Origin of the sequence: Rhizobium sp. Root1220, assembly GCF_001426265.1 — a bacterium.
Classification (GTDB): Bacteria; Pseudomonadota; Alphaproteobacteria; order Rhizobiales; family Rhizobiaceae; genus Rhizobium.
On sequence record NZ_LMDG01000023.1, the window covers coordinates 240,089 to 253,406 of the forward strand.

At 62.1% G+C, this 13,318-nt stretch carries 10 protein-coding genes and 1 pseudogene; 7 read left to right on the forward strand and 4 right to left on the reverse strand.

Going from position 1 to position 13,318, the window contains the following annotated elements:
* Positions 1–9: 9 nt before the first annotated feature.
* From ASC90_RS15500 to ASC90_RS15510, 3 genes are all read right to left on the reverse strand, one after another.
* Positions 10–1,173: a glycosyltransferase family 4 protein gene (locus tag ASC90_RS15500; RefSeq protein ID WP_056542096.1), complete on the reverse strand. Its 1,164-nt coding sequence runs from the start codon at positions 1,171–1,173 to the stop codon at positions 10–12.
* A gap of 138 nt (positions 1,174–1,311) precedes the next feature.
* Positions 1,312–1,548: an Lrp/AsnC ligand binding domain-containing protein gene (locus ASC90_RS15505; protein WP_056542098.1), complete on the reverse strand. Its 237-nt coding sequence runs from the start codon at positions 1,546–1,548 to the stop codon at positions 1,312–1,314.
* A gap of 69 nt (positions 1,549–1,617) precedes the next feature.
* Complete coding sequence (locus ASC90_RS15510) at positions 1,618–2,514, reverse strand: LysR family transcriptional regulator (RefSeq protein WP_200950909.1); 897 nt, start codon at positions 2,512–2,514, stop codon at positions 1,618–1,620.
* 103 nt (positions 2,515–2,617) lie between these two features.
* Between ASC90_RS15510 and ASC90_RS15515 the strand changes: the two genes are divergently transcribed.
* The 7 genes and pseudogenes from ASC90_RS15515 to ASC90_RS15545 all read left to right on the forward strand — a co-directional run bounded on the left by ASC90_RS15515 (position 2,618) and on the right by ASC90_RS15545 (position 11,932).
* On the forward strand, positions 2,618–4,030 hold the full coding sequence (locus tag ASC90_RS15515; protein ID WP_056542100.1) for a VOC family protein: 1,413 nt from the start codon (positions 2,618–2,620) through the stop codon (positions 4,028–4,030).
* 67 nt (positions 4,031–4,097) lie between these two features.
* The gene (locus ASC90_RS15520; protein WP_056542102.1) at positions 4,098–5,381 is read left to right on the forward strand and encodes an FAD-binding oxidoreductase; all 1,284 of its coding nucleotides are present in this window, start codon (positions 4,098–4,100) and stop codon (positions 5,379–5,381) included.
* Positions 5,382–5,403: 22 nt separating this feature from the next.
* Entirely contained in the window at positions 5,404–6,942 is a 1,539-nt protein-coding gene (locus tag ASC90_RS15525; protein WP_056542104.1) for an aldehyde dehydrogenase family protein, read from the forward strand.
* A gap of 72 nt (positions 6,943–7,014) precedes the next feature.
* Entirely contained in the window at positions 7,015–8,004 is a 990-nt protein-coding gene (locus tag ASC90_RS15530; RefSeq protein WP_056542106.1) for an Ldh family oxidoreductase, read from the forward strand.
* 138 nt (positions 8,005–8,142) lie between these two features.
* Positions 8,143–9,171 carry an iron ABC transporter substrate-binding protein gene (locus ASC90_RS15535; RefSeq protein ID WP_056542624.1) on the forward strand — a complete coding sequence of 343 codons (1,029 nt, stop codon included), beginning with the start codon at positions 8,143–8,145 and terminating at the stop codon, positions 9,169–9,171.
* Between the two features lie 58 nt (positions 9,172–9,229).
* Positions 9,230–10,898: pseudogene (locus tag ASC90_RS15540) on the forward strand (iron ABC transporter permease).
* Positions 10,895–11,932, forward strand: a complete 1,038-nt coding sequence (locus ASC90_RS15545) for an ABC transporter ATP-binding protein (protein ID WP_056542110.1) — start codon at positions 10,895–10,897, stop codon at positions 11,930–11,932. Before ASC90_RS15540 ends, ASC90_RS15545 begins: the two are co-directional and overlap by 4 nt.
* Here ASC90_RS15545 and ASC90_RS15550 read toward each other — a convergent pair whose 3' ends face one another.
* A complete protein-coding gene (locus ASC90_RS15550) occupies positions 11,933–13,258 on the reverse strand; it encodes a glucoamylase family protein (RefSeq protein ID WP_056542112.1) in 1,326 nt (441 codons plus the stop codon).
* Positions 13,259–13,318 lie beyond the last annotated feature (60 nt).

Genomic DNA, 13,318 nt, shown 5'->3' on the forward strand with positions numbered 1-13,318 from the left:
GGTGGGCAGTCAGGCGTCGAGCAATTCCCGGTAGACACCGAGATAGCGCTCGGCGACGACCTCCCAGGAGTAGGCCCGCGTTTCTGCCATAAGCTGGTCCCGCAACTGCGGACCGTGCGACCGAAGGCGATCGTAGGCGGCCTCGATTGCCTCTGCGGCAGAGGCTGCATCCGAGAAGTCGGCAAGGAGCAGCTGATTGTGCCGCTCCGAAAGCGTGCGAAAAGCCTCGTTGCCATTCAAGACTGGAAGAAGTCCCGCGCTCATCGCTTCAAGGGCGACAAGCCCGAAGCCTTCATAGGCCGATGCCGAAGCGAAAATGGATGCCTGCGAAATGATTCTCCGAATCAAGTTGTTAGCCGGCGAAACATGTATCGTGACAGCATCCTCGATATCGTGACGCTCGATATGATCGGCAAGATCCCGGCGGCTGAGATCGGACTCCACGCCGATGATATCGAGGTGCCAGGCTGGACCGCCGCGCTCCCGAAGGGCGGCCACGGTCGCCAGCAAATTGTCGAGACGCTTGTTGACGGAGAACCGGCCGATGGTGACGATGCGGCGCAAGGGCGTCCGGGAGGCGCTGTCGGCGAACTTTCCGATATCCGCTCCGTTTTCGATGACCATGCTGCGGCTTGAGGCGATCCGTGAGAATTGGCGGAAATCGGAAAGGCTGCAGCCGATAATCCTGTCGTAACCCACAGCAGAGGCCCGCGTGATCGTCTGGAACCAGACCTTCTTGATTGCTGCGTAGTTGCTCGTGTGGAAGAAGCCGCCATGCGTGGTCGCAACCATAGGCTTGCGGTGCAGGAACCGGCCCCAGGACAGCGCGTCGAAAAAGAAATCTATGGCATGCACGTGTATGAGGTCTGCATCGCCTAGATGGCGAAAGACCTGCGGAGCAATCGGGTAGCGCGGACTGCCGGACCAGGGAATGCGGACCACTTCGATATTCTCGATGCGTTCATGATGCGGCAATATCTTCTGACGTTCGGTGAAAAGCGTATCGAGCGTCACCACGCGCACGCGGTACCCATGGGCAACCGTCTGCCGGGCAAGATTGGCGACAACGTCTTCCAGACCGCCGCGGTTCGGCAGAAACTGCCGGATGACATGCACGATCAGCGGCCGGGAATCGGATAGGGGCTCGTGAGCGTAGGCTTCGACGGCGGACATGACAGCACCTCTTGGCCGCGCCTGCGCGGTCGGAGCGACGATTGTCGCAACAAACCCCCGCCGTCCTTAAGACAGGGTTTATATTCCGCGCCGGCGGGGCTTTGTCGAGGAAGAGAGTTAACCGACCGTGACTTTGCTTCAGAAGGCCTTGAAAGTCAGTGTCGTTAGCGAACGTACGATGCCGGGTATGTTGGCGATGTGGTCGTTTATGAATTTGCCGATGTCCTGGCCGTCTTCGATGTAGACCTTCAGCAGGAGATCGTAGTCGCCGCTCGTCGAGTAGAGCTCGGAGGCGCGTTCGGTCTGGTAGATGGCGTCGGCGACCTCGTATGTCTTGCCGGGAGCGCATTGCAGCTGGACGAAAATAGGCTTCATGGGAGTTTCCTGCATCAGTTCTGTTGCCTCATAATGCGCGAAAGCACCCCGCAGGCGCAAGCCGTTCCGTCATGCTGCTGCCTCCCGAACAACCCAGTCGCGAAATGCCGCGAGTGGCGCATAGTCTGCCCGCTCGGGCGGGTAGGCGAGGTAGTAGCGCTCCTTGCTTTCCATCTCGCGGTCGACCGCCGCGACCAGGTCGCCTCGCTTCAACTCGTCCTGGATCAGGAAGGTTGGGAGCAACGCGACGCCAAGCCCGGCGATTGCTGCCTGGGCGGCTGTGGCGAACTGATCGAAGAGCATTCCCTGCACGTTCCGAAACGTCACGCCGTTGTCCGCAAACCATTGCTCCCAGGCGTCCGGGCGCGTGGTGAGATGCAGGAGGGGAGCATCGAGCAGGTGTTCTGCGGTCTCAATCGCGTGCTGTCTGCGGAATTCGGGGTTGCAAGCCGGCACCGTCTTTTCCGACATCAGAAACGTGAGCTCGGCGCCGGGCCAGTGCGGATGGCCGAAGTGGATCGCCGCATCGATCGAGTCCAATCGAAAATCGAAGGACGACAGTCGGGTCACGAGATTGATGGTCACGCCGGGATTGGCGGCGAGGAAACGTCCCAGTCGGGGTGCAAGCCACCGAGTGCCGAAGGTCGGGAGAATGGCCAGGTTGAGGGTGCCGCCATGCGGGTTGGCGCGCAGGTTGAGTGATGCGCTGGAAATGCGCCGCAGCGCCTCGCGGATCTCGCGCGCATAACTGTCGCCGGCGAGCGTCAGCCGCACCGTTTGGCGTTCGCGAATGAAGAGCTCGACGCCGAGTTGCTCCTCCAGCGCCCTGATCTGTCGGCTCACCGCGCTCTGCGTCAGGTCCAGCTCGCGCGCTGCCGCGGTAACGCTGCCCGTCCGGGAGACCGATTCAAAGGCGGCAAGCAATGAGGTAGACGGCAAGAAACGTCGCGATGGCAGCATCATCATTCCATTTCCGAATGAGCTATTTCCGAAATGTCGATATTTATGGGTTCCTCCGCCTTGTAAAGGACGTCATTCTACAAAATCGGAATGACCGTGGAGTCTCGTCATGCCAATGGGTTTCGTTTCCGCCGACCGTATCCGTTCGCTCTTCACGGAAGCGATGTCGCAGATGTACCGCGCCGAGGTGCCGCAATACGGGACGCTGCTGGAACTCGTGTCGGAGGTGAATGCGGAAGTATTGGCTGCGAATGCGGAGCTTCGTGGCCGTTTGACACGGGCCGGTGAACTCGAGCGGATCGATGTGGAGCGCCATGGCGCGATTCGTCTTGGTGCTGCAGGTGAACTCCATATGATCCGTCGTCTGTTTGCGGTGATGGGCATGCAGCCCGTCGGCTACTATGACCTTTCGGTTGCCGGCGTACCGGTTCACTCAACCTGTTTTCGCCCGATCGATGACGCTGCCCTGAGCATCAACCCGTTCCGCGTTTTCACCTCGTTGTTGCGCCTTGAACTGATCGAGGACGATGCGCTCCGCGCAGAAGCCGCCGAAATCCTGGCGCAGCGCCAGATCTATACCCAGCGCGCCATCGAACTGATCGAACGCCACGAGCAGGCTGGCGGTTTGATCGAAGCGGAAGCGGTGGAGTTCGTCGCGGAGGCGCTGGAAACCTTCCGCTGGCATGGCGAGGCGACGGTCAGCGCTGAAACCTACAAGCGTTTGCATGACGCGCATCGGCTGATCGCGGATGTGGTGAGCTTCAAGGGACCTCACATCAATCACCTGACGCCACGCACGCTCGATATCGATGCCGTGCAGCGGCGGATGCCGGAGCGCGGGATCACGCCAAAGGCCGTCATCGAGGGGCCGCCACGCCGCGAATGCGATATTCTGCTGCGACAGACGAGCTTCAAGGCGCTGGAAGAGACCATTGCCTTTGCCGGTGCGAATGGAGCCGCCAACGGGACGCATACCGCTCGCTTCGGCGAAATCGAGCAGCGCGGGGTGGCGCTGACCGCAAAGGGCCGGGCGCTCTACGACCGCCTGCTTGCCTCGGTTCGCGGCGAGGTGCAGGTCGGCGCCAGCGGAGCCAAGGCGGGCGACTACGGTACGGAGTTGTCGGAACAGTTCCAGGAGCTGCCGGACAGCTGGGATGAATTGCGTGCGCAGGGCCTCGCCTTCTTCCACTATTCGGCGACGCCTGAGGGTATTGCGGCAGCCGTTCGGGGTGCGCTGCCCGCCGATGCGGAGGAGCTGATCGCCAAGGGCTATCTGAGGTTCGATCCCATCGTCTACGAGGACTTCCTGCCAGTCAGTGCTGCTGGCATCTTCCAGTCCAACCTTGGGACAGACCAGCAGCAGAATTACGCCACGCGTTCGAACCGCGACGCATTCGAGGCGGCGCTTGGCGCAACGATCACTGAGGAGCTCGATCTCTATGCCGAGCGCCAGGCACGGTCATTGGACATGGCGATTGATCTGCTTGGCCTTGCCGGCCTCGAACTCAGGGCGGTTGCCTGATGCGGCAGAGGTTTCGCAAGTATCCGTGCAGCGTTAGAATGCCTGAGCTCTCAATTGGTCGAAACCGATGCTGAATGATCCCCGTTCCCATGGACTCTGGGAAAAGACTGCGCCTCCGGCGCCGATGACCCCGGCGCTGGAGGGTGCTTTGACGGCCGATGTCGTCGTTGTGGGTGGCGGCTATACCGGGCTGTCCTCGAGCCTGCATCTTGCCGAAGCCGGCTCCAAGGTCGTGCTGCTCGAGGCGAGGGAAATCGGCTTTGGCGGCGCGGGTCGTAACGTCGGGCTGATCAATGCGGGGATGTGGGTGATGCCCAACGACCTGCCCGGTGTGCTCGGTCCCGTTTACGGCGAACGGCTGCTCGATCTTCTTGGCAACGCTCCAAGGTTGGTCATGGAGCTGATCGACACGCACGGCATCGCCTGCGAACTGGAGCGCAACGGGACGCTTCACGTCGGGGTCGGTGCCAGTGGTCTCAGGGAAATTGAAGACCGTGCCCGACAATGGGGTGCTCGCGGTGCGCCTGTTTCGGTGCTTGATGCCGAGGAAACAGCCAAGCGTGTCGGCAGCAACGCCTATGCGGGATCGCTGCTCGACCTGCGCGCGGGCACTCTGCAGCCGCTTGCCTATGCGCGGGGTCTTGCCCACGCGGCGGCCAATGCAGGCGTTGGGATTCACACATCGAGCCCGGTGATTGCCACGGAGCGGAACGGCAACCGCTGGATCGTGAAAACGGCAGCGGGGCAAGTGACCGCGGACTGGATCATCGTTGCCACCGATGCCTATAGCACCGGCCCCTGGGAGCAGGTTCGCACCGAGCAGGTTCATCTGCCATACTTCAATCTTGCAACGACCCCGCTCAGCGAAAATCTGCGCAAGTCGATCCTTGCCGGCCGCGAGGGGGTCTGGGATACCAAGGAAATCCTCTCGTCCTATCGTATGGATCAGGCCGGCCGTCTCGTCTTCGGCAGCGTCGGGGCGCTGCGCAACACCGGACTTGCCGTCCACACCTCGTGGGCGAAGCGCTCGCTGAAGAAGCTCTTCCCGCAGATTGGCGATGTAGACTTCGAATGCGAGTGGTATGGCAAGATCGGAATGACCGACAACGCACTTCCGCGCTTTCACAAGTTCGCGCCGAACGTCCTCGGCTTCTCGGGCTACAATGGTCGCGGTATTGCACCCGGTACGGTCTTCGGGCGTACGCTTGCTCATCACATCCTTGGGCAGGTGAGTGAAGCCGAGCTGCCGTTACCTCTGACGGCGCCGAGCGAACCCAGCTTCCGTGCCGTCAAGGAAGTATGGTACGAAGCCGGCGCCCAGGTTGCCCACTTCGCCGATGCCCGCTTTTGAGAACAACAAGGTTGGACCAACAATGACCACTGCAACGCTAGACCTCGCCACCGAGACGAAGAAATTGCTCACCGAGTTGGGCGTCGATGCGGGCCGCTACACCGGCGGCACCCTCCGTGTGGCCTCGCCCGTCACCGGCAAGGAGATCGGTGCGCTGAAAGAAGCCTCCGTCGCCGAAGCGAAGGCGGCTATCGATGCGGCGCACACGGCGTTCCTCGAATGGCGTGCCGTGCCGGCGCCGAAGCGTGGCGAACTGGTTCGCCTGCTTGGCGAAGAGCTTCGTTCGTCCAAGGCTGCTCTCGGTCGTCTCGTTTCGATCGAGGTCGGCAAGATCACTTCGGAAGGCCTTGGCGAAGTTCAGGAGATGATCGACATCTGCGACTTCGCCGTTGGCCTGTCGCGCCAGCTTTACGGCCTGACGATTGCCACCGAACGTTCCGAGCACCGCATGATGGAAAGCTGGCATCCGCTCGGCGTTGTCGGCATCATCTCCGCCTTCAACTTCCCGGTTGCGGTGTGGTCGTGGAATGCGGCGCTGGCGCTCGTATGCGGCAACTCCACGGTCTGGAAGCCATCCGAAAAGACACCGCTCACGGCGCTTGCCGTTCAGGCACTCTTCGAAAGGGCGCTCAAGCGGTTCATCGCCGAGGGCGGCACGGCGCCCGCCAACCTGTCGACGCTGTTGATCGGTGGACGTGAGGTGGGCGAAGCTCTCGTCGACCATCCGAAAGTCCCGCTGGTATCGGCAACCGGCTCGACGGCGATGGGACGCGCTGTCGGTCCGCGCCTGTCGCAGCGTTTTGCCCGCGCCATCCTTGAACTCGGCGGCAACAACGCCGCGATCATCTGCCCGACCGCCGATCTGGACCTGACGCTTCGCGGTGTCGCCTTCTCGGCCATGGGCACGGCCGGCCAGCGCTGCACCACACTGCGGCGCCTGTTCGTCCATGAGAGCGTCTATGACAAGCTCGTTCCGCGCCTGCAGAAGGCCTATGGCTCAGTCACCATCGGCAACCCACTCGAAGCCGGCACGCTGGTCGGCCCGCTGATCGACAAGCAAGCCTTCAGCAACATGCAGTCCGCCCTTCAGCAGGCGAAGGCAGCCGGTGGCAAGGTCACGGGCGGCGAGCGCGTCGAGAACGGTTCGGCGGATGCCTTCTATGTCCGCCCGGCGCTGGTCGAGATGCCGTCTCAGACCGGTCCAGTCGCGAATGAAACCTTTGCGCCTATCCTCTACGTGATGAAGTACAGTGATTTCGATGAGGTGCTGGAGCAGCACAATGCGGTGCCGCAGGGTCTGTCGTCGTCGATCTTCACCAACGATATGCGCGAAGCGGAAACCTTCGTTTCGGCTCGCGGCTCCGACTGCGGGATCGCCAACGTCAATCTCGGCCCGTCCGGGGCAGAGATCGGCGGCGCGTTCGGCGGCGAGAAGGAAACCGGCGGTGGTCGCGAGTCCGGCTCCGATGCTTGGCGCGCCTACATGCGCCGGACGACCAACACCGTCAACTACGGCAAGACGCTGCCGCTCGCGCAAGGCGTGAAGTTCGACGTCGAGTAATTGCCGCATTGCGACAGGAAGGGCGATGACGTAACAGCGTTATCGCCCTTTTTCCTTTCGTGAAGGTTTTCCATGCATTTGACTTTGGCTGCTGCCGAGACGCTGGTGTTCGATGCCCTGTTGCGCAATCGCGTCGACGGGTCAAATGCGCGTTCTGTCGCAAAAGCGCTCGTCGCGGCCGAAGCCGCTGGTCAGGGTGGGCATGGCCTGCGACGTGTCGAAGCCTATGCGATGCAGGCTAGAGCCGGCAAGGTTGACGGATTTGCCAAGCCATTGCTCGAGAGGTCGCGTCCGGCGGTGGTCCAGATCGATGCCTGCCATGGCTACGCCTATCCGGCGTTTGACCTTGCCGTTTCCGCACTTCCCTACATTGCTCGGCAGCAGGGTATCGCTCTGGCGACTGTCCGCCGCTCGCATCACGCCGGCGTGCTGGCTTTGACGGTCGAGCGATTTGCGGAGCTGGGACTTGTCGCGCTGATGGTTGCCAATGCCACCGCGTCGATGGCCGCCTGGGGTGGCCGCAAGCCCATATTCGGCACCAATCCGATCGCCTTCGCGGCTCCGATCCCGGACGCCGACCCTCTCGTCATCGATCTCGCGCTCTCGCGTGTCGCCCGCGGCAAGATCATGGCCGCGCGACAGAAGGGTGTCGCCATACCGTCGGATTGGGCGTTCGACCGGGCCGGTCGACCGACAACCGATGCGGTCGCGGCGCTGGAAGGAACCATGGTCCCTTCCGGTGAAGCCAAGGGAGCAGCGCTGGCGATGATGGTCGAGATCCTGGCGGGCGCATTGACTGGCGCGAATTTCTCGTTCGAGTCGTCTTCGCTCTTCGACGACAAGGGGGGTGCGCCCGGTCTGGGCCAGATGCTGATCGTCATCGACCCCCTGGCAAGTGGCGGAGGCGGCGTTGCCGAGCGCCTGGGCGTGCTGGCGAGCGAAATTTCGTCCGACCCGGGCGTCCGGCTCCCCGGACGGCGTGGCCAGACGGGCCGAAGAAGCGCTATGGAAAACGGCATTGACGTCGAGAACGAAGTTGTCTCCGCGATTAATGCTCTCTAGAGCCGTTCTGAAGTTGAGCTGATTTTTCAAGTATTTGTGATCTCCTTCCCGTCAAGGAAACTTGAAATTGGAAATCAAGAAAAATATACGGCTCCCATCGCCTTGGGGAAACTCAGGTGAAACGCCATGGAGGGCATCATGAACATTTCCCTTAATCGCTTGTCCGGCGCGGTGGCGCTGGTCACCACGCTTCTTGCCGCAACGTCGCTCGCAACCAGTGCCGTGCAGGCTCAGGAATCCGAGGGTATCGTTGTCTACAATGCCCAGCATGAAAGCCTCGGACGCGAATGGATCGATGCCTTCACAAAGGAAACCGGCATCAAGGTGACGATGCGTCAGGGTAGCGACATGCAGTTCGCCAACCAGATCATACAGGAAGGCGAAGCTTCGCCGGCCGACGTGTTTCTGACCGAAAATTCGCCCGCCATGACGCTTGTCGATTCTGCCGGCCTATTCGAGCCGATTGAAAAGGATACGCTGGCGCAGGTTCCCGACGAATACCGCCCTTCCGACGGCATGTGGACCGGCATTGCGGCGCGCTCCACCGTCTTTGCCTATGACAAGACGAAGCTCACCGAAGACAAGCTCCCGAAGTCGCTGCTCGACCTCGCGGATCCGGCATGGAAGGGCCGCTGGGGTGCGGCGCCTGCCGGCGCGGATTTCCAGGCAATCGTCAGTGCTCTTCTCGAACTCAAGGGTGAGGAGGCAACAGCAGCCTGGCTGAAGGCGCTCAAGGAAGATTCGACGCCCTACAAGGGCAACAGCGTTGCCATGAAGGCCGTCAATGCCGGTGAAGTCGAAGGTGCGGTGATCTATCACTACTACTGGTTCGGCGATCAGGCAAAGACCGGCGAGAACAGCAAGAACGTTGCGCTCCACTACTTCAAGAACCAGGATCCGGGCGCGTTCGTCAGCATTTCAGGCGGCGGCATCCTGAAGTCCAGCCAGCACCAGAAGGAAGCACAGGCGTTCCTGAAGTTCATCACAGGCAAGCCTGGGCAGGACATCCTGAAGAACGGCACATCCTACGAGTATGCCATCGGCAAGGGTGCTGCCTCCAATGACAAGCTGGTTCCGCTGGTCGATCTCCAGGCGCCAAAGGTCGATCCTGCGAAGCTGAACAGCAAGAAGGTAACCGAGCTCATGACCGCCGCGGGCATCATCTGAAGCCGCGCGGTTGTCCTGACCTAAAACTATTGCTTTTGGCTCAAGAAAACCTTAGGGCATGACAAGATCCGGCAACCGCATTTAACGAGGCGGTTGCCTTCCTTTTTCAGCATATGAAGGCGGCGGCCTTGCTGCAGGACAACAGATTGCTCGCTCCCGGCCAAAAGATGCCGACGCAGCCGGTGGTGGGCTTGGATCGGCTGCGCGGTCGCATGCCGCATATCTCCGTCCTCCTCCTTGCCTCGGTCGTAGCCCTGTTCAGCCTCGTCCCGCTCGGCTTCATCGGATGGATCACCGTCGATGTCGGCTGGCAGACGGTCAAGGAGCTGGTGTTTCGCCCGCGCGTGGGCGAACTGCTCGTCAACACGGTCCTTCTCGAGGCAATCACGGTTCCGGTCTCGATTGTGCTTGCCGTGACGCTTGCCTGGCTGACGGAGCGCACGGATATTCCCTTTGCCCGTCTGTGGGCCTGGCTCGCGGTCGCGCCGCTGGCTGTACCCGCCTTCGTCCATAGCTATGCCTGGGTCAGCCTCGTGCCGGGAATGCGGGGGCTGCAGAGCGGCGTTTTCGTCTCGGTACTTGCCTACTTTCCCTTTCTCTATCTGCCTGTCGCCGCCGCGCTGCGACGGTTGGATCCGGCGATCGAGGATGCTGCGGCCTCGCTCGGAGTTGGTCCGTGGGGCGTATTCTTCCGCGCCGTGCTACCACAGCTACGCCTTGCCATTTGCGGCGGTTCGCTACTGATAGCACTCCACCTGCTGTCGGAGTATGGGCTCTTCGTGATGATCCGGTTCGACACCTTCGCAACCGCGATCGTCGATCAGTTCCAATCCGCCTACAACAGCCCGGCCGCAAACATGCTGGGCGGGGTGCTCGTTGCGTGCTGCCTGCTGTTGCTGGGCCTCGAGGTACTGGTGCGTGGCAACGAGCGCTATGCCCGCGTCGGCTCCGGTTCGGCGCGCCCGGCCGATCGTCACCGCCTCGGCTGGTTCGTCGTGCCGGCGATCCTCGTGCCGGTTGTGCTTGCCGGACTGACTCTCGGCGTGCCGCTCGTGACGTTGGTGCGCTGGCTCTATTTCGGCGGCTTCGGCATCTGGCGTCTGGACACGGTCGGCAATGCCTTTCTGCAGACCATAGTTCTTGCCCTTGCAGGAGGCATTCTCTCCACCGTCGCGGCCGCACCGATGGCGTGGCTTTCGGTTCGTGCACCCGGACGTTTCCAGCGCGTTCTCGAGGCCTGCCATTACTATGTCGGTTCCCTGCCGGGTGTCGTGGTGGCCCTGTCGCTTGTCACCATCACCGTAAGGCTGGTGTTGCCGCTCTATCAGACGTTTGCAACGCTCATCATCGCCTACATTCTGCTGTTCCTGCCGCGTGCCATGGTGGGCCTCCGCGCAAGCATTGCGCAGGCTCCGGTCGAGCTCGAGCGTGCCGCCATGGGGCTTGGGCGAACGCCGGCGCAGGCGGTACGGCAAATCACCATGCGCCTCGCGGCACCGGGGGCGGCAGCGAGCATTGCCCTTGTCGCGCTCGGCATCACGAACGAGCTGACGGCAACCTTGATGCTGGCGCCAAACGGCGTCGAAACGCTGGCGACGAGATTCTGGTCGTTGACCAGTGAGATAGACTACGTGTCGGCCGCGCCTTACGCCGTCATGATGGTCGTGTTATCGCTGCCGCTGACCCTCCTCCTTCATGCTCAATCAAAACGGACTGCAGGCCAATGACGCTGCTTAGGATCGATCGCACCAGCAAGCGCTACGGTCATGTCCAGGCGCTCGAGAACATCACGCTCGATGTCGCCGCAGGTAGTCGCACGGCGGTTGTCGGTCCCTCCGGTTCGGGCAAGACCACCCTCCTTCGCATCATAGCCGGTTTCGAGCAGCCTGACATCGGACGCGTGACGCTGGACGGCGAACTTCTGGCCGATGGGCCGGCCGCGGTGCCGGCGCACAAGCGCGGCATCGGCATCGTATCGCAGGAGGGTGCGCTCTTTCCGCATCTCGACGTGGCCCAGAATATCGGGTTCGGATTTGCGCGGGGCTCCACGGATCGGGACAAGCGCATCATCGAATTGCTCGACATGGTCGAGCTTGACCGCAGCATGCTGACGCGTCGACCACATCAACTGTCCGGTGGCCAGCAGCAGCGCGTGGCGCTTGCCAGGGCGCTTGGACGCAGACCGCGACTGATGCTCCTCGACGAGCCGTTTTCGGCGCTCGACACCGGTCTGCGGGAAAACATGCGCAAGGCCGTCGCGCGCGTTTTACAGGCGGCAGGCATCACCACGATCCTCGTTACTCACGATCAGGCGGAGGCGCTTTCCTTTGCCGATCAGGTCGCGGTATTGCGCGAGGGCCGATTGGTTCAGGCAGGATCACCGCAAATGCTGTATCTGCATCCGCAGGACCGCGAGACGGCGCTTTTTCTCGGAGATGCGGTGATGCTGCCGGCAATCGTGCGTGACGGTATCGCCGACTGCGCACTCGGCCGTGTTGCGGTCGAGGGAGGTCATCAGGGGAAGGTCGAGATCATGCTGCGGCCCGAGCAGATCCGCGTCGTCGCCGATGACGGCGACCAGAAACACGGTGGACGGGTCGTCGAGGTGGAGTTCGGCGGCGCGACCTGCACAGTCGCGGTGTCGCTTGACGGGGTGGCGCTGCCGCCGATCCTGATCAAGACGTCGAGCGTGGCCCTGCCCGAGCGTGGCGACCGGGTTCGTCTCGACATTGCCGGCAAGGCACACGTCTTCGGTCGCTGATCAGGCGGTCTTTCGCTCTACGTCTTCGTTCTCTTCGAGCCAGCCGCCGGTAAAGCCGGCGCGCTCCAGGCCCGTGCGGATAACGGGCGACTTTCGCATCAGACCCCAGATGAAGTCCGATCGATCGTTCTCGATTGTCATGACGAGAAGGCCCTGGTCGATTCCGACGCACCGGTCGTCGACCCAGCCCTCCGGTCGCTTTGTCTTCACGGTCGGGTTGAAGCCGCCGGGAAAGCGACCCTCATAGGTGAGGCTGGGGTAAGTCGACAGAAGCGTACGAACGCCGTCGATCGAGGCTTGGCGGTCGTACGGCAGCGAGGCGAGGGCTGCCCATGGTGCAATGGTGCCATCGTCCGGGCCAAGCGGAGCGCCGCGCGCGGCATAGCCAAGCACGCGCGGGTGACGACCGCCGCGCATGTGGCGTGTCGGCGGCGGGCCGTCGGAGGCTGACAACCCCCAGACATTCTTGTTGTAGCCGACGAAATGGCCGGGGTTGCGTTCGGCATAATCCCGCTGGACGGCGATGCAGACTTGGGTGTTGCGGAAGTAGTCCCAATTGCGTTCGGCCATCGGCCTGTCCTGGATGCCGCGGAAATCGATCCAGGCATGGGAGAAGAAATGGATGAAGAGAGGTCCCGCATAAAGGTAGTGCTGCTCGCCAAACAGCATCCAGGAATAGCTGGATACGAAGACGTCGTAGCTCGATTGGGGGATCGGGTGCGTCGGCGAGGCGAGCGCCAGGGTATAGAGCAGGATGGCTTCATCGTATCCCTGCCAACGCCAGCGCAGGAAACCGCTGCCGGGTTTCCACCCCATGCAGACCGTCTCGCCCTTGTTCAGCGCCCAATGCCAGTCTATGCGCTCATAAATCAAGACCGCCAGTCTGCGGATCTCGGTTTCGTCGCCGTCGTTGCGGTCGAAATACGCCGCGGCGGTCAGGACCCCGGCGACGAGCAACGTCGTGTCGATCGTCGAAAGCTCGCTGTTCCAGGCGCGGTGGCCGGTGTCCATGTGCAGGAAATGGTAGAAGAAGCCCTTGTAGCCGATCGCGTGGCGCTCGCGTCCCTGGTGGCCGTTGGCGAAGAAACACAGGGTCTGGGTGGTTCGCTGCACGGCCTCGGCGCGCTCCATCCATCCGCGCTCGACGGCAACCGTATAGGAGGACAGGGCGAAGCCGACCGCCGCTATACTGCAGGGGACATCAGCAATGGACGTATCGGCGACAAGGCCGTTGTCCGGATTATAGTGTTTCGGGAAATAGTTGAATGCAGCCTGCTGCAGTCTGTCGACCAATGCGGCATCCGTTTCCTCTGTCCGTTGTAGCATGCGCTCCAAGCCCAGTTCGTTGTCGTGCCTGCTTCACCATGAGCAAGGGCCACGCGCAAA